26 protein-coding genes and 2 pseudogenes are annotated in these 24,236 nt (G+C 43.1%); 10 read left to right on the top strand and 18 right to left on the bottom strand.

The window, feature by feature from the left end:
* The 5 genes from ACSSVW_RS10885 to ACSSVW_RS10865 all read right to left on the bottom strand — a co-directional run bounded on the left by ACSSVW_RS10885 (position 1) and on the right by ACSSVW_RS10865 (position 5,582).
* Positions 1 to 1,308, bottom strand: a complete 1,308-nt coding sequence (locus tag ACSSVW_RS10885; protein ID WP_454179307.1) for a restriction endonuclease subunit S — start codon at positions 1,306 to 1,308, stop codon at positions 1 to 3.
* A complete protein-coding gene (locus ACSSVW_RS10880) occupies positions 1,308 to 3,737 on the bottom strand; it encodes a type I restriction-modification system subunit M (protein WP_454179306.1) in 2,430 nt (809 codons plus the stop codon). The genes ACSSVW_RS10885 and ACSSVW_RS10880 overlap by 1 nt, the downstream gene beginning before the upstream one ends.
* A gap of 113 nt (positions 3,738 to 3,850) precedes the next feature.
* Positions 3,851 to 4,765, bottom strand: coding sequence for a WYL domain-containing protein (locus ACSSVW_RS10875; RefSeq protein WP_454179305.1), 915 nt, complete (start codon positions 4,763 to 4,765; stop codon positions 3,851 to 3,853).
* Positions 4,766 to 4,776: 11 nt separating this feature from the next.
* On the bottom strand, positions 4,777 to 5,070 hold the full coding sequence (locus ACSSVW_RS10870) for a hypothetical protein (protein WP_454179304.1): 294 nt from the start codon (positions 5,068 to 5,070) through the stop codon (positions 4,777 to 4,779).
* Between the two features lie 212 nt (positions 5,071 to 5,282).
* Positions 5,283 to 5,582 (bottom strand): hypothetical protein, encoded by a 300-nt coding sequence (locus ACSSVW_RS10865; RefSeq protein WP_454179303.1) that lies wholly within the window; start codon positions 5,580 to 5,582, stop codon positions 5,283 to 5,285.
* 268 nt (positions 5,583 to 5,850) lie between these two features.
* Between ACSSVW_RS10865 and ACSSVW_RS10860 the strand changes: the two genes are divergently transcribed.
* Entirely contained in the window at positions 5,851 to 6,105 is a 255-nt protein-coding gene (locus ACSSVW_RS10860) for a hypothetical protein (RefSeq protein ID WP_454179302.1), read from the top strand.
* Between the two features lie 5 nt (positions 6,106 to 6,110).
* Here ACSSVW_RS10860 and ACSSVW_RS10855 read toward each other — a convergent pair whose 3' ends face one another.
* Positions 6,111 to 7,016: a 3'-5' exonuclease gene (locus ACSSVW_RS10855; protein ID WP_454179301.1), complete on the bottom strand. Its 906-nt coding sequence runs from the start codon at positions 7,014 to 7,016 to the stop codon at positions 6,111 to 6,113.
* Positions 7,017 to 7,721: 705 nt separating this feature from the next.
* A complete protein-coding gene (locus tag ACSSVW_RS10850) occupies positions 7,722 to 9,323 on the bottom strand; it encodes a methyl-accepting chemotaxis protein (protein ID WP_454179300.1) in 1,602 nt (533 codons plus the stop codon).
* Between the two features lie 267 nt (positions 9,324 to 9,590).
* On the opposite strand from ACSSVW_RS10850, the gene ACSSVW_RS10845 reads away from it, so the two are divergent.
* From ACSSVW_RS10845 to ACSSVW_RS10825, 5 genes are all read left to right on the top strand, one after another.
* Positions 9,591 to 9,974, top strand: coding sequence for an HvfA family oxazolone/thioamide-modified RiPP metallophore (locus ACSSVW_RS10845; protein ID WP_454179299.1), 384 nt, complete (start codon positions 9,591 to 9,593; stop codon positions 9,972 to 9,974).
* Positions 9,975 to 10,057: 83 nt separating this feature from the next.
* Entirely contained in the window at positions 10,058 to 10,924 is an 867-nt protein-coding gene (locus ACSSVW_RS10840) for an HvfB family MNIO-type RiPP peptide maturase (RefSeq protein WP_454179298.1), read from the top strand.
* A complete protein-coding gene (locus ACSSVW_RS10835; protein ID WP_454179297.1) occupies positions 10,902 to 11,618 on the top strand; it encodes an HvfC family RiPP maturation protein in 717 nt (238 codons plus the stop codon). Before ACSSVW_RS10840 ends, ACSSVW_RS10835 begins: the two co-directional genes overlap by 23 nt.
* Positions 11,619 to 11,646: 28 nt before the next feature.
* On the top strand, positions 11,647 to 12,024 hold the full coding sequence (locus ACSSVW_RS10830) for a thioredoxin family protein (RefSeq protein ID WP_454179296.1): 378 nt from the start codon (positions 11,647 to 11,649) through the stop codon (positions 12,022 to 12,024).
* Between the two features lie 5 nt (positions 12,025 to 12,029).
* A complete protein-coding gene (locus ACSSVW_RS10825) occupies positions 12,030 to 12,722 on the top strand; it encodes a cytochrome c biogenesis CcdA family protein (RefSeq protein WP_454179295.1) in 693 nt (230 codons plus the stop codon).
* 70 nt (positions 12,723 to 12,792) lie between these two features.
* Here ACSSVW_RS10825 and ACSSVW_RS10820 read toward each other — a convergent pair whose 3' ends face one another.
* Genes ACSSVW_RS10820 through ACSSVW_RS10800 form a run of 5 tightly spaced genes read right to left on the bottom strand, consistent with a single transcriptional unit; the run spans position 12,793 to position 17,175 of the window.
* Positions 12,793 to 13,011 (bottom strand): GDCCVxC domain-containing (seleno)protein, encoded by a 219-nt coding sequence (locus ACSSVW_RS10820; protein WP_454179294.1) that lies wholly within the window; start codon positions 13,009 to 13,011, stop codon positions 12,793 to 12,795.
* Between the two features lie 33 nt (positions 13,012 to 13,044).
* Positions 13,045 to 13,752: an NRDE family protein gene (locus ACSSVW_RS10815; RefSeq protein WP_454179293.1), complete on the bottom strand. Its 708-nt coding sequence runs from the start codon at positions 13,750 to 13,752 to the stop codon at positions 13,045 to 13,047.
* A gap of 35 nt (positions 13,753 to 13,787) precedes the next feature.
* Positions 13,788 to 14,312: a hypothetical protein gene (locus ACSSVW_RS10810; RefSeq protein ID WP_454179292.1), complete on the bottom strand. Its 525-nt coding sequence runs from the start codon at positions 14,310 to 14,312 to the stop codon at positions 13,788 to 13,790.
* On the bottom strand, positions 14,302 to 16,035 hold the full coding sequence (locus tag ACSSVW_RS10805) for a lysophospholipid acyltransferase family protein (protein ID WP_454179291.1): 1,734 nt from the start codon (positions 16,033 to 16,035) through the stop codon (positions 14,302 to 14,304). The genes ACSSVW_RS10810 and ACSSVW_RS10805 overlap by 11 nt, the downstream gene beginning before the upstream one ends.
* The gene (locus ACSSVW_RS10800) at positions 16,036 to 17,175 is read right to left on the bottom strand and encodes a D-alanine--D-alanine ligase (protein ID WP_454179290.1); all 1,140 of its coding nucleotides are present in this window, start codon (positions 17,173 to 17,175) and stop codon (positions 16,036 to 16,038) included. It abuts the gene before it with no gap.
* A gap of 182 nt (positions 17,176 to 17,357) precedes the next feature.
* Between ACSSVW_RS10800 and ACSSVW_RS10795 the strand changes: the two genes are divergently transcribed.
* From ACSSVW_RS10795 to ACSSVW_RS10780, 4 genes are read left to right on the top strand one after another with little or no spacing between them, the layout of a single operon-like run.
* The gene (locus ACSSVW_RS10795) at positions 17,358 to 17,975 is read left to right on the top strand and encodes an HvfX family Cu-binding RiPP maturation protein (protein WP_273059893.1); all 618 of its coding nucleotides are present in this window, start codon (positions 17,358 to 17,360) and stop codon (positions 17,973 to 17,975) included.
* Between the two features lie 21 nt (positions 17,976 to 17,996).
* On the top strand, positions 17,997 to 18,413 hold the full coding sequence (locus ACSSVW_RS10790) for a hypothetical protein (RefSeq protein ID WP_454179289.1): 417 nt from the start codon (positions 17,997 to 17,999) through the stop codon (positions 18,411 to 18,413).
* 53 nt (positions 18,414 to 18,466) lie between these two features.
* Positions 18,467 to 19,003 carry a carboxymuconolactone decarboxylase family protein gene (locus ACSSVW_RS10785; RefSeq protein ID WP_454179288.1) on the top strand — a complete coding sequence of 179 codons (537 nt, stop codon included), beginning with the start codon at positions 18,467 to 18,469 and terminating at the stop codon, positions 19,001 to 19,003.
* A 29-nt stretch (positions 19,004 to 19,032) separates the two neighbouring features.
* On the top strand, positions 19,033 to 21,255 hold the full coding sequence (locus tag ACSSVW_RS10780) for a putative bifunctional diguanylate cyclase/phosphodiesterase (protein WP_454179287.1): 2,223 nt from the start codon (positions 19,033 to 19,035) through the stop codon (positions 21,253 to 21,255).
* A gap of 50 nt (positions 21,256 to 21,305) precedes the next feature.
* Here ACSSVW_RS10780 and ACSSVW_RS10775 read toward each other — a convergent pair whose 3' ends face one another.
* The 6 genes and pseudogenes from ACSSVW_RS10775 to ACSSVW_RS10750 all read right to left on the bottom strand — a co-directional run.
* A complete protein-coding gene (locus tag ACSSVW_RS10775) occupies positions 21,306 to 21,509 on the bottom strand; it encodes a zf-HC2 domain-containing protein (RefSeq protein ID WP_273086262.1) in 204 nt (67 codons plus the stop codon).
* Between the two features lie 5 nt (positions 21,510 to 21,514).
* Positions 21,515 to 22,117 carry a sigma-70 family RNA polymerase sigma factor gene (locus ACSSVW_RS10770; protein ID WP_454179286.1) on the bottom strand — a complete coding sequence of 201 codons (603 nt, stop codon included), beginning with the start codon at positions 22,115 to 22,117 and terminating at the stop codon, positions 21,515 to 21,517.
* Positions 22,101 to 22,337: a nitrate/nitrite transporter NrtS gene (gene nrtS, locus ACSSVW_RS10765; protein ID WP_454179285.1), complete on the bottom strand. Its 237-nt coding sequence runs from the start codon at positions 22,335 to 22,337 to the stop codon at positions 22,101 to 22,103. The genes ACSSVW_RS10770 and nrtS overlap by 17 nt, the downstream gene beginning before the upstream one ends.
* Before the next feature lie 152 nt (positions 22,338 to 22,489).
* Positions 22,490 to 23,512, bottom strand: a complete 1,023-nt coding sequence (locus tag ACSSVW_RS10760) for an FAD:protein FMN transferase (protein ID WP_454179284.1) — start codon at positions 23,510 to 23,512, stop codon at positions 22,490 to 22,492.
* Positions 23,509 to 23,778, bottom strand: a pseudogene (locus tag ACSSVW_RS10755) (hypothetical protein); the annotation flags it as partial. The pseudogene ACSSVW_RS10755 and the gene ACSSVW_RS10760, both read right to left, overlap by 4 nt.
* 34 nt (positions 23,779 to 23,812) lie before the next feature.
* A pseudogene (locus ACSSVW_RS10750) lies at positions 23,813 to 24,236 on the bottom strand (hypothetical protein); the annotation flags it as partial.

Below are 24,236 nucleotides of genomic sequence, written 5' to 3'. Positions count from 1 at the left end.
CTATTGCTCAACCATTTCTGGGGTGATTTTTATTTTTCCTGTCACGGCGCTGTTGATCAGGGTGGTTTTGTATTCTTTGAGCTTTTCGATTTGTGCTAATAGCAACTCAATGCCTTCATCAGAAGACTTCATAAAAGCGCTGACGTAGTTAGCTATTTCTTTTTGCTCTTCAATGGGCGGAATAAACAAGTCAACCTTTGAAAAGTTGTCAAAATTTAAGTCTTGACCATCTCTAATGAAACTTGCTGTCTGCTGCAAAGCTGCTATGTAAGAGGGTAGTTTTAATAAATACCCATAGAACGAAGGATCAATTTCTTCTACTGCTCTCAGAACTACATAGGAGGACCGGATACATCCTTGCGACCAGGCACGCTCTAAGCCGCCTTGGAAACTTCTCATGCTGATTACAAAGTCGTCCTTTTCGACGTGCTTTCTTTTATCTAAATGAAACTGAATTTTGACAACGCGTTTACCCGTTAACTCTTCATACTGGTCTTGCGGAATAACACCATAAGCTTGAGTTGCAGAAAGCTGTACGTCATCTTTCCAAGCCCGCTCTTTTCTTTGAGTAAATACAAACTTGCTACGACGGACTTCCCAATGCGCTGGAACCTTACCAATCCAATCCACACCGGAGTCTTTCATTGGCACATTGGGGTCAAGCCCTTGGGTCACCGCCTGTTGGATGATGATCTGCTTACGCTCTTTGAGCAGGCTAATTTGCTGCTCTTTGATCGCAATCGCGTCATCGATTTGCGCGGTTTTCTTGTCTAGGAAGCAGGCGATTAGGAGTTGTTCCTCGGTTGGTGGCAAAAATACCAAAGCTCTTTTTAATTGAGGCCAATATAGGTTTCTCTGAATTGTTCCTACACCTTTTGAGCAAACTAAGTAATTAGCCACCATTGCCCCATCTCTGAACAGATAGTTACCAAAGCGGGGAACTATATCTTCCGATAAAGAAAGAACTAAGTAAGCTGGACTGACTATTCCTAGGTAATCAGAAACACCGACTGAACCACGCCAAGCTTGCTGATTATTTAAAACAAAGTCACCTGGCTCTACCAACTGATACTTAGTCAGATCCGAACTGGTTGCATTTGTACGTTTTGCATCAACGTCATCGAATTTTATTACCCCTTTGTCCAAATAGACTGATAGAAGTTCTTCATTTTCCTTATTAGAAATCGATTTTAATTTTGATTTTGCGCACAAAGGAAATGAATTCCAGTGAACTGGTATGGCCCCTAACCATTCAACACCTGAGTTTTTATAAGCCTCATACTTAGGCATCAATGCTAAACTTTCCATTAGGCTTCTCCCTGAACTTCCGCCACTTTCACGCCCAGTATCTGCGCAATAAGACCTTCGGCTTTTTGTTCTAGGTTGATGATGTCTGTTGCGACCTCTTCTAAACTACGCAGCGGTTTATGACGGTAGAAGTACTTATTGAAGCTGATTTCATAGCCAATTTTCACCGTATCCAAGTTTATCCACGCTTCATCAACATGAGGCTTCACTTCGTCTAGGAAGTACTGGTAAATGCTTTGCTTCAGTGGGACAGATTCTGTGTCACGCAGGTCTGAGTTGGTCTCGTAAGTAATGAACTCGCCTTTTTTGCCGCCTTCTGTTGTAGGAACGGGGTAATAACCAAAATCTGGCAGGTCAGCAACTTCACACTCATAGCGCTCCAGCAGGTCGTTTAATTTATCACCCGTTAGTTTAACGATCTTTTTCACCACTTTCTTGGCGGTTTCGTCATACCAGCTCACCGCGTTCAGGATGGCATTTTTCTCAGGTGCTGAAAGCTTAATAGCATGGGCTTTTAGCGATTTATCAACTTGGGTTTTAAAACTATTGAAGTCATCAAATTCAATGCTACCGATGTCAGCCATCAGCGTTTCTGCCGTTTCAAGCAATGCTTTAAGCGCCAGCCAATGTTTCACATCGAGCAGTTTTGCCTTAGCTTTGGCATTGAGACTGATGTCGTTATCTTCACACCAAGAAAGAATGTCTTTCTCAATGGATTTCAAGAAGCTCTTTTTCTTTTCAGTACCATAGCCAGTTTTTTCGTAAACACGTTCGCCTTGCTCTGCGTACACGTACTCCATCACTTCACTAAGTTGCTTATCAAAACGCAGTGGAGCTATTGCTTCTTGAGTGAACTTGGCTTTGCGGCGATCTGGGCGCTCGATAGTGACTTTGTAGTAGCCAAAATCGTCATTGCTGAACACCTTACTGGCGATACCGATAGGATTATTGTTTACATCAAGAGCTCTTTCAACATCCTCACACGCGAGGTAAGTATCGGTAATTTCCGTGATGTGCTCAGGCGCAAATTCACAGTTTTTGTTACCTAAGTTCTTACGCAACTTACGGTATAGCAAGCTGGCATCAATTAGCTGCACCTTGCCTTTTCGTGCCTCAGGTTTATTGTTGTTCAACACCCAAATGTAAGTGGTAATGCCGGTGTTGTAGAACAGGTTATTAGGTAACTGAACGATGGCATCTAGCATGTCGTTTTCAATGATGAAGCGACGAATGTTACTTTCGCCACCGCCCGCATCACCGGTAAAGAGCGAGGAGCCGTTATGAACAGAAGCAATCCGGCTGCCTAATGGGCTTACGCTTGGATCTTTCATCTTGTTGACCATTTCCATTAAGAAGAGTAGCTGGCCATCACTTGAACGTGGCGTGGCATCCACCACTTCGAGATTTCCCCAATAGTCTTTCAAGCTAACCTTAAAACGTGGGTCAATCACATCACTGCCGTCTTTAATGTGCTTCTGTTCGGACGCCCAACTCTTACCATATGGAGGGTTAGACAACATAAAGTCAAAGCGAGAAGCCGCAAACTCGTCGGTAGACAAGGTTGAGCCTACTTTGATGTTCTCAGGGTTGTTACCTTTGATCATCATGTCCGATTTACAAATCGCGTAGGTCTCGTCGTTGATCTCTTTGCCGTAAAGATAAACATCTCGGCTGTCGTTTGGATATTTCTCTTCAATGAAGTTTTGAGATTCAGTCAACATACCACCGCTACCACACGCAGGGTCATACACTGTCATGGTAAGCGGTAACTGGTCTTTCACTGGGTCGAACACCAGGTGCGTCATCAATTCAATAACTTCACGTGGTGTAAAGTGTTCACCTGCTTCTTCATTGTTTTCTTCGTTGAACTTACGGATCAACTCTTCGAACACGTAACCCATACCCAGGTTAGTAAGGGCTGGCATCTTGTTGCCATCCGGGTCTTCGACCGTTTCATGAGTTAAGTTGATGTAAGGGGAAACAAACTTTTCGACGACATCAAGAAGGACTTGCTTTGAGGCCATGTGACGAATTTGCGACTTGAGGTTAAAGCATTCAATGATTTCTTTAACGTTATCGCTAAAGCCAAGCAGGTACTCTTCAAAGTTGGCGAGTAATATCTGTTGGTTATTAGTCGCGGTGTTGAACAGGGATTTCAGCGTCCATTTAGATGTATTGTAAAAGACATAGCCACTGGCCGCCTTCAATGGTTCATCATCAAGCTCCGTGGCTTGCATCTCTTCTTTTTGGAACTTTACCTCTTCAAGCACGGCTTCTTTGGTGGGTTCAAGTAACGTATCTAAACGTCGTAATACCACCATAGGTAAAATCACATCACGGTACTTACCGCGAACGTACACATCGCGTAAGCAGTCGTCGGCAATGTTCCAGATAAAGGAGATGAGCTTGTTATGTACACTATGATCCATTTTCTTTTCCTGTTCAGTGTTGGTTGCACCCCACTAGGTTGCTGCAACGGCTTCACTATAAATTTAAAATTCTGTTCTTTATGTAACGTCTCAATGGTCGCTACATCGTTCGATTAACTTGTTCTACCCGGCGCAATACTTAAGTTTGTGACGCCATAAAGAGCCTGGCTGTTACGCAACCAAAGCTGATACTCAAAGCCCATTAATGAGTGTTCCGTAGAACAATCCACATGCCATTGGCGTAGCAAATACCCAGCGGTTGCTGCTCTAATCTCAACCTTTAGAACGCCACCCGTCATGCCATAGTCCAGCTCTATCGCTTCGCTGTGCTCTATGCGTGGGTGTGGTACTAACTCCAGCTCTATAAATCTGTTCCATTGTCGGTCCTGGGTTTCTAGTTCAGCTTCAGATAACCTTGAGTCTTCAAGTACAACCGCTGCTTTAATTCGGGTCAGCACAAAGTCACGGAACTCACCATGCTTGCGGTCAAAACCACGAACATGCCAACGCAGGCCATTATCCACCAGCTTATGCGGCACAATTTCCCGCGTTGTTTCACCGCTCGATAATGACACATAGGTGATACTCAAGGCTTTGCCTTTGTGGATGGCCTCGGTGACCTTCGCCACTATAGATAAACAGGGCTTGTTAAGGTGATAAGGCGCTTCACAAGCCAGAGGTGGTTTTACCTTTCCAGTGAAGCCATCTCCGTAGCCTTGGCTAATGGTTGCCAGAGTTCTCACAACGTCATAGTCGAACAAGGGCTCAAAAGCTACACCGCGTTTATGCAACTTGAGCTTTTGGTCATACTCAATGTTGCTTGGCGCAAGCTCTCGGTATAGGGTGAAGTCTTTCGTTGCTTGTGTTGGCGCTATACTGAAACGCTCAACCAAATCAGCGCGTACCGCTTCTCCCTTGAATAACAGGGTAAAGTCGATATGCGCAATACGATCACGGCTAGCTTGAGGTAGTTCATCTAAAAGCGTTCTAGGCTTGCTTCCAGACAGATCATGTTTATTCAGCGTCATGCAACCTTCATCTATTCAACATCTAAGCATTGTGGAGACTTGAGCTTTCTGAGATAAGCTTCCGGATCATGCAAGCCTTGGCTATCTGTCCCTAGTCCAAGCTTCTTTAATAAAGCACTTTTGAGATCTCGACTATGCTCGCCAAAACAAGGGGCATTAGTTGTTTCGTCAATTTCCCGCAGCAAAGCCAATACACCCGAATATGCATGATACTTTTCTGTTTTGGTTGCATTTTTATTGCTAACAATTTGGATCAGCTCTTCTAAAATAGTGAGCTTTGATAAAAGCTCCTTTGATGTATTCATATGGCACTCTCCAGAAACAAACTCCATCTTATGTGGTTGCTCACAGCAAGAAAATAATTTGAATCACGTAACCTAACTAAATTTATTAGGTATCATCCTATCACAAATTATTTTGTAGTGAAGACTAAGCGGCAACTTTTTGATCTGGATTGCAATTGCCGCTCAGTTATGGGCGTGAAGACCTTGTTTCGTGTCATTGGTGATAGCCGAGTTCAATGCGCTACCCGAACCAGTGGCACCACGATGTTACTGCGATGAGACACCCCTTTGTCGGACTCTATAGACATCAGGGCTCGTTGCTCACTCTCCCGAATGCGCCTGGCAACTTCTGCCTGGGCTGGTAGCAATGGCAGCATCCCTTCAGCAATCGCGTCCGGTGCAGACTCTTGGCCACAGGACATCAAGTGCTTCCATGGATCTTTAAGAAAGCGCTCGAACGTGATGCCAAATTCAATGATGCGGGCAGAGACGAAGATTTCGCCCCAGTATTCAATGTAGGTGTCTTGGTACATGGAAAGATTCCTCTTGTTGATTATATACCCTTCCTACTTGCAGCCGCAGCGGTGTTACCTGCATTCGCTCACCCCAATCACATAGAAGATCTATGCTCATGGGGACTCGCTCACTTGCCGCCTAGCTGCAACACCAAGTAGTTTGGGTATAACGTAAGTTCACTTTCCATTTTCCAGAGGTTTTCAAATATGCAAGCAAAAAATATGTAAGAAATGTGCTTCTCCATCCGTCTATTTCAATACAAGGTAAAATTGCGAGGAAATTCCTATGTGTTCATCACCAAAATCAAGCGGTCACGTACGCATTAATCGAGCACCTATAAAAGCGTTTGGTGAAGGCCTTACAAAAGAACAACGCTTACATTTTGTAGAAGTGGCCAATCGTGCCGATGAGCGTCGCCAACAAAGACTTGAAGCCAAACGTCGCTGGGAGCAAAAACACAATACCGGCACAAGCAAACAGCAACCATCTTCAGTTTGGCAATGGCTGAACAATTTTTTTGCTTCTCTTGCTACTCGATAGGCTTGTCACGAATTTTTAAATCGATTATACGAGTCGAGGTAATCATAGTGAGCAAACTCAGACCCACGATGGTACAAATTATCCAGGTAAGTTTGTTCCTGCGGCAACTCGTCTTCGCTGATTTCGCGCCACCAATGTTTGTTGGCACCTTTAACACCGTCATGCCAGCGGTAACCGCGCTCTTTTAAATAGTCCTTTACGTCAAACGGCGCACCAAACGCACGAACTAACACAGTTCGCCGGTCTGCTTCTGACAACAAGTTTGCAACGGACTCGGGCAACAAATGGAACAACCAGGCCATCGCCAAACAATCGGTTGCAGCTCGGTGTCCTTCATAGAACCAACCTAAGCGAAGCAGCAGATACTCAAGTTTTCGACTTTCAAAGCCCAGCGCTTTCCAATCTATGCCACTGGCTGAACAGGCCCAAGATAGATGGCCTAATGCGGCAAACCGCTTTTCAAAGAAAGGACGATCAAACTGAGCATTGTGCGCAACCACCAGCGGATCATCGGATAACCAACTCGCTACCATTGCATCATCAATGCGCTGGCCTTGCACCATATCATCGGTGATACCGGTTAACTCGGTAATAAGCTCGGGGATTGGCTTGCCGGGATCTTCATACAAGCTGATCACATCAACAATCGACACAATCCGCTTAGCAGAGGGGCTGTAAAGCACCTTAACCATACCAAGCTCAATAATGGATTCGTCATCGGCAGACAGTCCGGTTGTCTCTGTATCGAGCATCACCATCGGTTGTTCATCACCGACTAAAGGAGAGAGTTCAAGAGGCCAGGACTGCGGCTCACGCGTTAAAGGAATGCGCTCCAGCAATCTAAAATCTTCTGGTCTTTCTGGGATATCCGCGAGGCGCTCTAGCGGAAATGGCACAGGGGCTCTTGTCATTGATGGTTCCTCTTCAATTCTATTGTTCGCTTGGGGTTATTTTACTGTGCCACAGGTTTTTCAAAATGCACCTTGGGTACCTCAGCGTTTTTTTAATCTTTCTATTGGGTGAACCCATGTATGAAGGCTTTGGATGAGCCTTCATAAAGCCTTAGCCAAACCGTTTAGGTAACCCTTACCGATACCCTTTACGTATGGCTTAGCCAACCCTTTTCAAACGGTTGCAAAAGGCTTGAACTGAGTTCGACTGAGCATTTTAATGATGCTCCTGACTTCGCTTTAAGCCAGTAAATTCAATACGAAGCAGAATTTTACTAACTGTTTTGAAACCCTTTGTGAAGGGTTCAACAAGCCTTATCTAACGGTTACCAAACCCATGCGTTAACCAGTAGCAGTAACAGGATCAGTAACAGAAACAAGAGCAGTAGGCAGAAGCAGTATTGTCCAAGCCTTGCAGGCTTTGACGAGGGCAAGCAATCCCTACATCAAGCTTTTCAACACAAAAAAGAAATCACCTACAACACAGCGTCTTACTCGAACAACACCAGTTTTACCTACAACTTTACTTGTAGTTTCGGTTTAATAACTGTAATCAATAATTGAATAGCAAAATATTTAGACGTGAGCAGCAGGTCCATAGCTGACCTGCTCATTCATGTGTTTTAAAGGTTCTAAGGAGAGGGCAAACGTCTAAGGTGAGGTATTCTATGTCTTGAATTTATTTGATACCGTTTCAAGCATGGTTGATAAGCTCATCAATTGATTTGATGCCTCGTGAACGTTTTCGCCTCCCTTTGCAATAGCTTGATTAGAATGGAGTACTTTAGCCAAATTCTGGCGCATCTCTGTAATAACCGTCTCATTGCTTTGAGTAAGGTGTGCTAGCTTTTGATTATCTGAACTTAAACTTAGAATGGTACTTCTTAGCATTTCCAACGATTCAACAGTCTGATGCACGGCATTTACCGTCCCCCTCGCTTTTACCTGGTTTGAATCCATCGAGTCTACTGCGCCTGTGATTGACTGAACAATTGTCGCCAAGATCTCATTAATTTGGTGTGTGGATTCATGAGTGCGAGTTGCCAACAACCTTACTTCATCAGCGACAACGGCAAACCCACGACCAGACTCACCTGCACGAGCCGCCTCTATTGCTGCGTTAAGCGCAAGCAAGTTCGTCTGCTCCGCTATTTCCGCAATTGTTTTTACAACGGCGCCAACTTGGTCGCCAGAAGCTTTCAGCGCAGTCAACATATCACTGGATACCTGAAGATCTTGGCTCAACTCATCAATGCTGCGTGCAGCATTATTTACAATATCCGCGGCGGACTCTGCTTGTTCGGCCCCTTTTAATGCCACGTCAGATGCAGCTTTTGACTTTTCAGATGCATCTAAAATGCTTTGCTCAACTGTACTGACTTGTTCATTTAAGTTGTTAATAGAATTCGAAAAATGTGCTATTTCGTTTTTTACCGTACTGGACAACTGCTCTAACGAGCCTGCCGAGACAATAAGCTCCTGTGCAGACTGCTTTCCTGTTTGGGCATTGGCTCGAAACGTCACAATTAATTTATTCAGTGCATTAGCGATATCCAAAAGTTCATCATTTGTAGATGTTTCTATCTGCTTCGTCAGATCCATCGAGGAAATAACGTTTGTTAAATCTTGAGACAGCGACTTCGCAGGCACGACAATGCCGCGACGAGCAGTTACAAATGCCACAATAATGATCACCAGAATGACAAAACCAACCAGTATGATTGAGGTATGCATACTCAGAATTTGCTGTTGAATATAGCGGGAATCTTTTTGAGCAGTCTCTTGCACACTGTTTTTTACTTCGTTCAGTGCTTCATCCAATTTGTGTTTAATAGATTGCAACCTTTCTAGATATGACCTCGCTTCATCCCAATCTATGCTATCGCGGTTCATGGTCGCATACAGCTTGTCTATCACTTGAAAAAGCTCAGTGAACGACTGTTTGGAGCCAATTTTTGAAAACATTTCATCTTCAAACTGACTTAATTGTTCTGTTAAGGTACGTTTAGACGTCGCATAAAACTGGCTAAACTGTTCCGCGCTAATTGTTGTGCCGTACAAAGCATAGGTTGCAAGCTGCAATTCACTGAGCTCTTTCGAAATCACCTCGATCGATTGCAGCTTAGGCAACAACTCCTTGGTAAACGCTTCATTGGTCCTCCCAACGTAGCTACTCTGTTGATATAAATACAGACTCGCCAACAATACGGTGAGGAGTATTACAATATACCCAGCCATCACTTTTCTACTGATTGAGTTGCCAATCATTTACAGCCCCTTATTTCCTATCCGCACTCGCGCCTGTCGTGACATTCTACTCGTAACACATTTAGTCGAGTTTAACCCACCATTCTTACACCTTTTTTGCTTAGATTTGCAAATATGCATAACCATCACAGTCTGAGACCTAGATTCAAAAATTTTTTTAAAAGATGTGTAAGAAGTGATGATGTCGTTCCGACTACTCCTATGAACGCAGAGTTCAGATGAACACTGCCATTTGACTACTAAATTATCCATTTTAAGGAATACATTATGAAAACTTCATTGTTTACCAGCTTGGCATTAAGTTCATCAATCGCATTGGCTTCAGGCGCTGCGTTGGCAAATGACAATCCATTTTCGGCTAACGCTCTGGACTCTGGCTATCAACTTGCTCAAGCGGATACTAAAGCACAAGAAGGCAAGTGTGGTGAAGGTAAATGCGGAGCCGACAAGAAAAAGGCCAAAGAAGGCAAGTGTGGCGAAGGTAAATGCGGAGCCGATAAGAAAAAAGCCAAAGAAGGCAAGTGCGGCGAAGGTAAATGCGGAGCCGACAAGAAAAAGGCTAAAGAAGGCAAGTGCGGCGAAGGTAAATCCGGAGCCGACAAGAAAAAGGCTAAAGAAGGCAAGTGCGGCGAAGGTAAGTGCGGAAGCTAAGCCCAGTTCCTACCCCGAATTACCTGGAGAGGTCGTCATGTTCCCTCTCCAGTCACTGCCTAGCTAACACTTAGGAGTAAATTATGAGCATACTTCAAGGCGCGGGCCTAGGGTTTCGTCGCGAAATGCTAAGTGATTTAAAAGAGAATGAAGCGCCTGATGTTGATTTTTTCGAAGTCGCACCAGAAAACTGGTTAAACATTGGCGGACAGTATGCCCGAGATCTGCGGATGTTTACTGAAAAGTACCCGTTTGTCTGTCACGGCCTATCCCTGTCATTAGGGGGAACCGAGCCTCTAGACATCGACTTACTAAGACGTATCAAAGCATTTATCAACATGCATAATGTTGCGTTTTACACCGAGCACTTATCTTGGTGTACGGATGATGGTCATTTATATGATTTGCTTCCTATACCGTTTACTGAGCAAGCTATTCAGTGGGTGGTTAATCGGATACAACAGACACAGGAGCTGTTAGGTATGCAAATTGGGATTGAAAATGCATCCTATTACATCAATCCGCCCAATGGTGAAATGACTGAAGAAGCCTTCATCACTGAAATTGTTAAACGTTCAGGCTGTTTTCTACATCTGGATGTGAATAACATCTATGTAAATAGCCAAAATTTTAAATTTGATCCATACCGATACATGAATGCATTGCCTTTGCAGCAGGTTGGCTACATCCACGTTGCTGGACACTATACCGAAGCCGACGGACTGATCATCGATACACATGGCACTGATGTTATTGATCCAGTTTGGGAGCTACTTAAACATAGCTATGCTGCGATTCCTGAAGTAAAAACGCCAACGTGTCTGGAACGGGATTTTAACTATCCAGGCATGGATACACTGCTGGACGAGGTGGACGTTATCAAACAGTTACAACAGCAAGCATTTACATTGCGAAATGGGAGCGAATATGAACCCGCCAAACGAGCTTAGAACATTTCAGTTAAGTCTCGGTAAATACTTACGCTCGCCGGAAACAGAAACACTGCCCAGTGGTATTGAACCACGTCGCGCCAGAGTATATGAAGAACTGTTATTTAATAACGTTTGCGGTTTTATAAATAACTGCTTCCCGGTTGTAAAAAGCCTTGTCTCTGAAGAATCATGGACAAACATGATACGCACTTTTTTTTCAACGTGGCGGGCAAAATCACCTTTATTTAAAGATATCCCGGAAGAGTTTTTGCAGTTTCTTCAGCAAAGTACATTGCTTGAGTCCTTGCCTCCCTGGTTTTTTGAACTGGCGCATTATGAATGGGTTGAGCTTTATATTGATACGTCAAGCGCTAACTCGCCTGCTCCGCAGTCGGGGAAAGTGATGCTTAATCAACCTATTTTACCACTTATTTACGAATGGCCCGTGCACAAGATCTGCAAAGATTTCCAACCGCAAGAAAAACAAGAAACCTGTTTGATTGTGTGTCGGGATACAAGCAATGAAGTACGCTTTATCGAAACCAATGCTGCCACCATTCTATTGCTTCAGCTATTAGAGCAAGCACCATTATCCAGCCAAGAATTGTTCGAAACCTTAGCTCAAACATTTAACCGTTCATGTGATAGCCAGTTTGTCGGCTTTTGCGAAGAAATCGTGAAAGACTTAACCCAGCAATCGGTTCTTATTTAACTAATAACATCTACTCAAAGGTCTTTATATGAAGAAATTAATCGCTGCCTGTTTTATCGCACTGCTTAGCTTTAGTGCCAGTGCGCAAAAACAACCATTTAACGAAACGCTTTATGAACAATATCAGGAGTCTGGAACCGTTTTTCTGGTTGATGTATTTGCCTCCTGGTGTCCAACGTGTAAAAAGCAGTCTCAAATCATCGACCAATATTTCACCGAGCATCCCGACAGTAAAATTCAGGTACTCGTCGTGGACTACGATGAGCAAAAGGAATGGGTCACCCATTTTAGAGCCCCCAGACAATCAACCCTTTTACTTTATAAGGGAAAAGAACAATTGTGGTTCTCTGTAGCAGAAACCAACAAAAGTAAAATATTCACCCAACTTAAACAGGCAGATAAATAATCCATATGGAATTTACCGCAATCCCTCTCGCCTTTATGGCGGGTATATTAAGTTTAGTTTCGCCTTGTGTTCTGCCTATGATCCCTGCTGTTGCGGCTTCGGCGATGCAGTCGTCCAAGTGGGGCCTCATCACTCTTGCATTGGGTATTAGTCTGGCTTTTGCACTAGCTGGTACGGTACTGACTTTCGTATTGCTTAACCTTGGCATTTCTACCGAATGGCTCCGATACTTTTCGGTGGTTTTATTGCTGCTGATGGGGGCGACCTTACTCATTCCAAAGCTTTCTGACACGCTGGCATTTTTGCTTTCTCGCCTAACCAGTCGTGCTGCCAACGTGCAAATTGAAGGCAGTTCTGCACCCATGCAGTTTGTGATCGGCGCTTCTCTGGGGTTTGTTTGGCTGCCTTGCGTTGGGCCCACGCTTGGAACGGCGATAGCACTTGCCTCTACAGGCCAAAGTATGCCGATGGCATTTGCTGTCATGCTATCATTTGGTATTGGAACGGCCATACCTCTTGTCACATTAGGATATTTTTCTGGTAAAAAACTGGCGACGATTAAATCATCTGGGAAGCTAGGTAAAACTATTCTAGGTGCAACTTTGGTATTTCTTGCCCTAATTATTCTGACCGGTGTAGATCGAGTATTAGAAGCTTGGGCGCTCGAAATACTGCCTGATTGGGTAACATCAATCTAGCAGTTTAGTTCTCTCCCAAAGCCCTGTTGCCCCAATTCGTTGGGGCTTTTTATATGGGAACGGTGTTGTCCTAACACTTGGAACAACAACCCTTATTCAACTGTATTGGGGGACACGGCACCGTGCCAAAAGAACAATAAACACAATAATCGCCCTGTTTAGGTTTAAGAAGAGCATGACAATTTCGGCATTCATAAAACCATTGACATGAATCCGTGGGCATAACTTCTGCCTTCTTAAAACCACACTCTGGACAAGTCAGTTCGGATACGCGTACTAAATCAACCATAATCTGTCCCTGTAATCACAATAGTCCAATAGCCTAAACTAAACTGACTAATGCCACTGAAGCGAGCTTGAGATATACAGAATCCTCCAGTTCAAACTCAGAGAACCCGTCTTTTTTTTGCGATCTTGTAAAATGGCATGCACTGAGACTTTCACCACCAATAACAACTTGAGTAATACTCTTGGTGTGCCGTCCCTCTCGTATCATATTAACGCTATAGGATGGATTATCTTTTGCTCCACTTGTATGAAAATTCATTAGCAGTTGAGGACTGAGATGCTTGTTCGTGAAGAGAAAATTATCAAATGCCCGTTTGCGCCACGCCTTCACGGATTCCAGTTCAATAGATGACGAAGTAATAAAAAATGGCTTGGAATAGCTATTTGCATACTGGCTCATCTCCACTCCATTCCAAACAACCTTGATAAGCATATTCCCCTGCACCAGTAACAAAGTAAAGGGCATAAAATGATGAAGATGCATTTTTTCTAGGCTGTTCAAACAGGACATGATGTCTGTGTTTGCCAACAAGTATGGAATAATTTTTCCTCTGGAGACAAACGCTTGAGGATTACTTTCTTGATAACGATTGAGGATCGTCAATACCAGACCATAATTGTTGACGCCAAACCAAGTACCCTCACTCACTGCATCTACGGGATACCAAGCATGCACTTCATGACTCAAATGGTGTAGTCGTGGCGCATCTTCTTCGCGCTCAATTAACTCATCACGGTTCATGGTGATCACCGTTTGCCCATCGCCCCGTGTAATTGTTACTGTGCACATACTTCAGGCTCACATGCTAACTGTCGGTAATACGTAGCTGTACCAGGAGCCAAGCCAATTTCTGATGGACAACTTACACAGGCATTATCCATCATGTGTTTAATGATTGCCGCATGGTGAATGGTGTGGTTTATCAAATATAAAAGCTCACGCTCGACACTTGAGGTCATTTGTAGGTTTTCAGTCGCATGGCAATTGATTTCAGAGATAATCTCTATTTTGGAAGACGCGACATTCAACGTGTCCAGCTGGTTAAGAATATGTTTATTTTCAGACTGGCTAATGGATAAGCTCACCTCTTCCATACTGTCCCTGTTTCTTAAGTTATAATCCACTACGCCTGTATTTAAACCAATAAATAGGCTTCTGAAATGGTCGTGCACATGTCTAATATGAGCCCCAATACGTTGCTGAACAAAAAGCTGCTCTTGCTTTTCTTTTGACTGCGACGCCAACAAGGTTAAGATCGTCGTGATTTGTTTTAGCGCAATATGGGTTGAGTTAAGCAGCATCTTGTTTTCCCCATCTTTTTAAAAAGATATGTCGTCCATCCTCTCCTAAATAGCGCTTAAGGTAGCGCTCAGGTGCTTGTCGTAGATCAACAACAATGAGTCCATCAAGTGAGTTGTTGAATCCTTCATTAATAGAGAAGTCAATAAAACGGCCATTGAGAGAAAGATAATGGCGAATAAGGACCGGCACCCGTACATCAAGACCCGAAAAACCGAGTAACTTATTAACTGCGCCGACATTGGACAACTGCCTAACCAATTTTGGGCTCCAATGGCTGGGTTGAGTTTTGAAAGGTTTGTTGGGCACCACGCCTGCTTTTTGACTGTCATCCGCACTGTAACCAGCAAGCAGGGTGTCGTAAAAGAGCTCTCTGATGAGCGGAGCATAACTTTGGGAAATGCTGACGCAACCAATAAACGTATGACAATCAGGATGCAGCAGCATATATGCGCCCAGTCCCTGCCAAAGGGTATCAAGCGCTCTGGGATCACCTTGGTATTCTTCGCAGACAAAAGAACGTCCAACCTCAATAGCACCAGAGAACTGCTTTATAAATCGCTCGTCATAATAGAATAATGAACGGCTATATAAGGGGTTTGCCGAGGCGTTAGTGAAAGGACTGTTTACGCGGCAAGCACGATAACCGCCAATCAATCTATTTTTCTCAGTATCCCACGCCAGAATGTGTTGGTAGTGTTCATCGTAAATATCAAAATCAATTGATTTCCCCGTTCCTTCTCCTGCCTTTCTGAAGGTTTTTTCTCGCTGTGTAGCCAAATGATCGGCTAATGGGCCCAACGCGCTAAAAGGTAAACTATAAACAGTAACATGACGCTGTCTTAGCAAGACATAGTCTTCCAAGTAGTCCATCGAAACTGGGGCATCGATATCAGGGATCTGCGCCTCAGTTCGAGTGATAAGCCTGGTAGTTTTGTCTGCGCCCATGATGTCACAGCTTGCTTTGAGGTACTCGGTTGCCGTTTGCATAGTATCTATGCCAATATCAGACAAACTAAAAGGGTTACCAACACACACTGAAATGGGGTGTTTACTACTTTTCATCATTGCCCTGGGTAGCAACAGTGTTCTCAGTCGTTTGTGGATACGTTTGGCAAAGTAAAAGCGGCGTTCATTGCGACCTTCAATATGGATAGGTAAACATTGAGCGTTGTGCTTAAGTGCAAGCTTGGCTGCGGTGTGTTGCCACGGAGCATCATCCACTTGATTTGTCTTTGCATTGTATTCCCCGACGGTACCCGCAGGAAAAATGAGCAACGCACCATTATTTTTCAGATGCTGGTTCATCATTTTCACTGACGACTTGTTACATCGATTCGCACTTAAAATATCTACGCCAATAAACAACTCTTTAAATTCGTCAAAACAAAGTAATAGCTTGTTTGTAATGACTTTTAGATCAGGTCTGAATGCCAATAAGTAATGTGACAGAATGATCCCTTCCACCGCCCCAAGTGGATGATTGGCGACTATTACCAGTGGGCCGCTTCTAGGGATACTTTCCTCTTTATCATTACCAATAAAACGAACATTGACATCTAACTTTTCAAGCACAAAAGCAAGAAATTTCTGTACAGTGTGCTCTTCCTTTGTAAGCCACTCTTGATACCAAGCAGACATTTTAGGTTCGTTAATAATAAACTTTATAAGTGGGCGAAGGAGTGCTGGCACGCCAGATAGATTAATCGGTGATTGTTTACTCATTTAGTCATTCTCCGGATATGCCGCACTTAACTGCTTCTCATGTCGCCAGGCCTTTAACAAAACACCTATTGAAGGTGGCTTCTCGCCTGATTTTCTAACCTGAGCACCAATTTCAAATAAGGTCTTGTATTGCCAAAGTAAGGTTTTGAAAGCGTCTAATAACTTTGCGTCTTTATCCCAAATGTGAATAGACTCAGAGCTCGCGCCATTAATTTCAACGATCTCAAGATGTTCACCTCGTTTTAGTGACGCCAAATCTTTGTACTTCACATCCATCCGTCCGTAATGAAATTCTGGCAGGTCTTGCATAACCAAGTTAATTGCCTGATTTAATTCCGGTGTAATATGGTGTCTGCCATCCTGAAATACCGCACCTCGACAATGGCTGGCAGAAAACAGTAAAGAGTGACGTTGCCCTTCTGGGAGCACGCTATGCCAAACCGATTGATTGCGCGATTGGTATAGCGATAACAATTTTGCAGCCCGATCGTCCTGTTGGACCAACTCACATACAGTGCTTTTACCATCGCCGATAACCTCTGGCCGGTTTTTAAAGGTTAACGACACCACGTGGCCAGCAGAAGTGTTCGGATATTTTACAAAGAAAATGCCGACTTCATCCGAGTAACGCGATAATTGCTGAAGGATAATGCCAGCGCCAGTTGGATACTGCGCTAAAATTGTTGAAAACGAGTCTTGATTCTTGATCAGTTTGACACCTGCACCACGACACCCCGTATCTGGTTTACACACGAATGGAAAAGAGATGTTCATGCTATTTAGTCGCTGCAACGCCCTGTGTGTCTGCTCTGACAGCTCTTCATTGGTCTTAGTTATTTTCACCCAAGGTAAGATTGTTTCCGCGCACTTTCCCCTGGCTTGAGACATCAACTCGGCTTTAGACCCTCCCACCATTCCTGATAAAAAGATCCGAGGATTAGCAATCAAAGGCAAGGTCGCACAGCGGTAGCGAATGCTCCATACTAACCACATGAAGCCTACCGGTAAGTACATAAACCACGTTGGCCAAAACTCAAAAAAAGAGGTTGCCCGAGTTAGCGAACCCGACTCGCTATGATCCGCTGGACTTGTCTTCGAAGCCATCGGTACACGAGTACGCTGTTGGTCGGTTTTTTCCATGTTTACACCTTAAGTTTTAAGTATTGCAATTATTGATTGGTCGTAGTGAGCGGAAGGTTTCTTACAAAAATAGTGTAAGAAATCTTGGGTCGCCACGACTAATCTAAACCCAAGGCGTAATCTCGCAGCATTAGCGAACATCTTACGTCTGCAATTAATGAATCGTAATGAAGGATAAACAGATGAATCTTACTGTAGCTTTTATGTCTTTAAGGGACAGAATTAACACTATCGACTTTTTAGGCCCCCTTGCTCTTAGGATTTATTTGGCGCCCATTTTTATTATTGCTGGTTGGAATAAATTAACGGGACTGGAGGATACCGCTTACTACTTTGGTGAATATCTGGGAATGCCAGCCCCGATGATGATGGCCGTACTTGCTGGATTAACTGAGTTTATTGGTGGCTTATCTTTATTATTTGGTATTGCACTGCGTTTTATGGCGATCCCCATGATGTTTACCATGATAGTTGCCGCAGGAACAGCCCATTGGGATAACGGTTGGCATGCACTACCTGAAACAACGCTTACCGTTCCATGGGAATGGCGCACTGATCTAATCGAAGAAGCACAACAGCGCAAATCAGCTGCCGTTTCTATATTACAAGAACATGGAAATTATGAATGGCTCACTGAAGCGGGCAACTTTACGGTGCTTAAAAATGGGATTGAATTTGCCGCCACCTACTTTGTGATGTTGCTGATGCTGCTATTTAGTGGTGCAGGTCGATACGTCAGTTTTGACTACTGGATTGCACGAAAGTATGCAGAAGCATCCAAGATCAGTGCGACTTCTTAAGAGCAAAGAGGTTGCGCACTAATGAATTTCAAGGCATCAAACAGCACTTTGATATCCGTGATCAGTTTGATTATCGCGATTTCAGCACTTGGATACAATACCTGGCGCAATGAGGTGAGTGAACACAACCGAAACATCAGAGCATCAGGATTTGAGCTGTTAAAAGCGTCTGCAAAATTACAACTGCTTGTTGATCGTCAGTTTTATGAAGACAGTAGTCAGTTAAGTGCTATTGAAGGCTGGACACGCATTAATTTTATTGTCGCTCTCAGTCAAGTAATGCCTGAGCCGGTGAAGATCAATAGTGTTCAACTTAAAGCAACATGGTCTGAAAATTGGCAGTCCCTAAACATAAGTGAGGATGCAAATAAAACAATTTCTATGGCAAACAAACAGCTTGAAACATCGATTATTGCTGCATTAGCAGCGTTAAATTAACAATTTACCAATAGTATCAATACGCTAATAAACTTTATATCAGGAGAAATGACATGCCTAAATTCACTGTCCATAATTTAGACAGCGCCCCAGAAAAGGCGACCAGTCTGCTCAAAGACTCACAAGCAAGCTTTGGTATGATCCCAAATTTGCATGGCGTTATGGCAGAAGCGCCGACAGTGCTCGACGCATATAAAAAATTACATGAGCTAGCCTTGGCAACCAGCTTCAACAATGAAGAGAAAACTGTCATTTGGCAGACGATCAATATTGAACATCAATGTCACTATTGCGTCCCAGCGCATAGTGCTATTGCTCGCGCCATGAAAGTGTCTGAACAAATTGATAACTCGCTTAGAGAAAAGGCTGATTTGCCAAGCTCAAAACTCAATGCGCTACGCAGCTTTACATTGGCCGTCATTAGAAACAGAGGTAAAGTTGAGAAAGAGATCAATTACTTTATCCAAGCAGGGTATAACAATCAGCATGCACTTGAAGTGATCCTATTCGTATCTCAAAAGGTGATGAGCAATTATATTAACCATTTTGCTAACACGCCTGTCGATGAGGCCTTTAAAGCATTCGAATAACAAAACATAAACAACTGAGGATTATAATCATGCTACACATGCGTCACTTTAATATGGTCGTAATCCTCTTGATTGTTACTTCTTGTATCTTTGTTGGAATCCGGAGTTTTCAGAGCGTACAAACCGTTCAGAAGAGCAATACTTCGCTTGCCCAATCACAACTGCCCTTATTTGAGAAAACCCAACAATTACGCTCCGTATTGGCACTTCAAGATTTATCATTTCATAATTACTATCTAAATAATGATGATGATGCATTTTACCAGGCTTTTAATCAGCATCGCCGTGACGCTGTCTCGCTGATCCAACAAATCACTGACGATTTTGGTGAAAACAGTAACATAATCCTTCTCAACACTAATCTTGATAAAATTGATACACTGGCAAATGAAATGCAGTCGGTGATGGCTTCGCCCACAGACTGGGACGGGGCACGTGATGTCTTATCAGAGTTAGAGCCGATTACTGTATCGATTACTCAGGCTATCGGTACGCTAATCACTGATATAGAGAAGGATGTGCTTAACCAAGCGCAAAAAAGTCTTTCACATATCGAGCAGAGTCTGTTTTGGACAATGCTTCTAAATGGCGGGCTACTCTTTGTTTTAGGCTTACTCCTCTGGCTTGACGCTAAAAGAAATCGAGCTCAAAAAGAAATTGCACACTTTGCCGGCTTTCCTGAGAGAAACCCAAGACCAGTGCTTGCATTATCGCAATCTGGGGAGGTTAACTATGCCAATCCAGCGTCTTCAGAATTGGCCCAAGGATTGTTTAACACAAATAATCTCGGTGCACTTCTACCGGAGGACATAGCAACGAAACTCAGCGAATGTCGGACCGAAGGAGATTACCTGGCGGGCGAATATTGCTTAAAGCAATACTACTACGACTATGTGTTGCAATATCTGCCTGACCTGAAAGAGTTTCGCCTGTACCTTGCTGATATTACAGCTAGAAAATTAGCAGAAAAAGATCTCAACCGGTTGGCCTATTTTGACGAACTTACTTATCTTGATAACAAAGCGTCGCTACAACGAGATTTTTCAGACAGTTTAAATAACTGTAGCGCACTATTACTGATTGATTTTGTATCCATGCCGCAAGTGGCTATGCGGTTAGGACATAGCGCCACCTATGAAGCGATAAAAGTCTGTGCCAAAAAGTTAACTGTTGTTTGTATGCCTTTTAAGGCGAAGCTTTATCACTTAGGTGAAGAACGCTTTGCTTTATGCTTGCAAGATAATGATACGGAATTTAACGATTTGACCAATGCGTTAGCTAGTTCATTCTCCCAAACCGTTTCAATCAACGGATTAGACTTCCATATTCACCTCGCCGTGGGTGCGACCAAATTCGACACTAACGCAAGTTTTGATGACATAATGCGACATGCAAACATTGCTTTGCGTTCAGTCTATCCCAAAGGCGGTATGGTTGTTTATACCGAACAACTAGAAACGCAAACACAGCGCAAAATTCAAATAGAAAGCGCCCTTCGGAGCGCCATAGAAAAGGGACAACTCATACTCCACTTCCAGCCACAGCTCAACCTTAAAACTAATCGGGTAAGTGGTGTTGAGGCGCTATTACGATGGGTCGATGATGAAGGTAACTGGATATCACCTGCGGAGTTTATACCTGTTGCGGAAGAGTCTGATCTCATTATTGAAATTGGTCAGTGGGTGCTTCGTCAGGCAATCAGTACCTGCGCCAACCTACTTAAGCAACAACTGATCAGCAAACCGTTTTCAATGGCAATCAACATTGCTCCCGTTCAACTACTCACACCAGGATTTTGTGAAACGGTTTTAGCATTATTATCTGAATATCAAGTGGATGCCGAGTTAATCGAACTTGAAGTCACGGAAAGCGCCGCACTTTATGATATAGACTTGGCAATTTCTGTTATGACTAAATTAAAAAATTCAGGGCTAAAACTTGCTATGGATGACTTTGGCACCGGATATTCATCGTTTAGCTATATCACTCAACTGCCACTTTCAAAACTAAAAATAGACCAGTCGTTTATTCGCAATATACTCACTGAACCTAAGCTGTGTAATGTTACTGAAACCATGATTGCAATGGCGGGACCTTTGTCACTCAGTGTGATAGCAGAGGGTGTTGAAAGTCATGAGCATATCCAGAGACTAAAAGATTGGGGATGTGATGAAGTCCAAGGATACCATATTGCCAAACCCATGCCTGTGGAAAGCTTGAACCAGTGGTTGATATCAACCACTCTGAACTAATTCAGCTCAGTTGATATAGACCTATCCGTTGGTTCATGCAATCCTACAATCTATACATCATCTTGTTTACCCTGATCTTTATCGGCATTGACATATTCTTTACTGATACTACGAATTAGTCCCATTTGTTTACCAAAATTTCGACAACCAGAGCACATTGCCGTATGCATGGTTAACGCAGCCTTCTCGGTGAACGTTAGTTCTCTTTCCTGAGCATCAGATAATAGACGAGTCGCCTGTTTGCAATTCATCATGGCAATTACTCCTGTTTAAACCATTTATTTTCAAGGCATTCTCTAAGCCGAACCCTTGCTCTATAAAGCATGACATGTAAGTTACTCGTCGATATATTTAACGTGCTACACATTTCGTCACTATCAAGCTCTAAAAATTCTCTCATCATAAAGATACGGCCTAAACTCTCAGGTAGCCCATTTATGCAAGCCTCAAACACTCGCCAGAAATGCGCGTCTTTTACAGACTCCATTGGAGCAGACCAACCTGCCGGGCGCTCTTCTGCGTGCCAAAATCCTCGCTGGTTAAATAACACATCTGAGATATCATCAGCATCATCGTCAAAAAGTTCGCTCACACTACTTTCCCGTGCTCTTTTGCGCAGAATATCAATGATTTTGTTCTTTAAAATTGCAAATACCCAAGTTTTAAAAGCCGACTCCCCGTTAAAAGAGGAACGATTTTGATGTGCCGCAATCAATGCCTCCTGAACAGCATCTTCTGCTAACCCCTCATCTTTCAATTGCAAAATAGCAAACCGAAACATGTCTCGCCGAACTTGACTTATCAACGCAGAGTCACTGAACTCACTTTCTACCTTTGCAGTATTTTTATCTGTTGTTTCCATCTGCTTTCTTCCTTTCGATTTCGTTTCTCGCCGCGCTGTATGATGCTACAAAGTAAGGAATGCAATAGTTTAGTAGCGCTTGAACCCAAGATATGTCCGCCCCAGAAAGGACTTCACTCCCTTGGTTTGCGATATTTAACAATGTACCGACAACACTAGCTATCTTTATCGCATTTTTCACTATGTGGGGTCTGAACAGGATAACAAACAATACTTTCATAAAGTACAACCGATTCAATTCTTCATAAAAATGCAAAGCAGTTTGATCTTGGTCGCTTCAAGCATCTTGTTTCTTACATCCATAAACTAAATTTTTTTCATAATGTTGATTTTTATGAATAATATTCAGATGGATCGAGTGAAGCCTTAACATCAGTTCAGCCCTATATTTTTCATCGAATTCCAGGCATTACTGCTGCTCTCTATTAGCGTCCCGTTCTCTTCAGTAACAATAAACGCGGCAATCCCATGTTCATTAGCAACTTGTATAGCGTCACTTTCCCCAAGACACAATAACGCTGTTGACCATGCATCTGCTTGTGTTGGGTCATCATGAAGCACTGTGACTGATAATGTGGAATGAGTAACGGGGTTGCCAGTACGCGCATCTATAATATGGCTATAGCGCTGACCTTGTTCATCGAAGTAGTGTCGGTAGGTGCCTGATGTCATAATGGCAATTGAATCATCCTGCTTAATATCAATGACCTTGTGTACAGCCCTATCACCAGGCAATGGCCGCTCTATAGCAATACGCCAAGACGAGCCATCTGGTTTATGTCCACGTGTTTGCATTTCACCACCAATTTCAACTAGGTAATTGGTTATTCCAGCGTTCTCAACTACCTTAGCAATACGAGACACACTGTAGCCTTGAGCTATCGAGGAAAGATCAACACTTAATTCTAGCTGTTTTTTTAATAGGCTGGTTTTTGTTGGTGAAGCAAGATAATTTAGGCCAATTTTATTTATGACACTTTGGATGTCTGATTCAGAGGGAGCATTAAATACATCTTTACTAAACCCCCACAAATCAAAGAGCGGCTTAACGGTCAAATCATAGCAGCCATTTGTTGCCTGACTCACTTGCCGAGCTATGTTGACCAAGTTAACAATTTCTTCTCCCACTTCTATAGCTTGAAAATTTTGATTGCGGTTAAACTGTTCAATGACAGAGTCTGGACGGTAATTCGACATCATTTTATCAATTCGCAGGAACTCAGCTTCTATCTCTTGCTGTAATCTTTCGGTATCAATTACAGAGTCGCTCCACACTGAAACGTGCCAAGTGGTGCCTTGCGCAGCACCACTTAACATTTTTACCTCAACAGGCTTAGAGCATGCCACCAAGCCAAGCATTAAGCTGGTCAACGCCACCAAAGTTAATCGCTTCATGACTTATCCTTTTCGGTAGGTAAACGTTGCTCAGATACAACGCGCAGTGTGCGTTGTGGAAAAGGAATCGTCAGACCAGCGGCTTCAATGGCTTCTTTTAACAAATTCAAATCTCAATAAGCTGACCAATAGTTTTCATTGGTTGCCCATGCTCTCAGCTGAATATTTACTGCACTGTCGGCCATGGACGCAATCATTACCTGAGGCGCTGGATCAGTCATTAATCTTGATTCATTTTCTGCAACCTTAAACTTTAAAATCAATAACTTACTATTAATTAAGTACCGTTCCACTTTGGAGTTACTTTTTTGAAAACTGGCTCATTTTCATTTCATAAAGTTTTGCTTCTTTTGTAAAAGCATAAAAAGCTCCTATCATTGCTTTTACAAACCCTCTTGTACCGAATAAAAATAGCCTACCAAGAATGTATTCTTTAAAGAAAAAAACAGGGAAACAAAATATTAACTTTGTAAGTGAATATTTTTTACCTGATTCGAATTTTTCTTGCGCTCTTAATGATGAGTATTTGTTAGTTTTATTAAGTAGTGTATCAATATCATTGTACCCATAGTGATAAAAATGGCTATTTGAATAATACTCTTTTCCTTTGACGGTAGCACTTTCATGAACTAGAACGTGTTGATCTTTACGGTATAAAAAGCAAACAGCATTTGGGTTGGTTATAATACTTTCGCCAAAAAACAAACAACTTCCCCCAAATGCC

Source organism: Pseudoalteromonas sp. MBR-15 (assembly GCF_053628915.1).
This window is presented reverse-complemented; position numbering and strand designations above follow the sequence as displayed.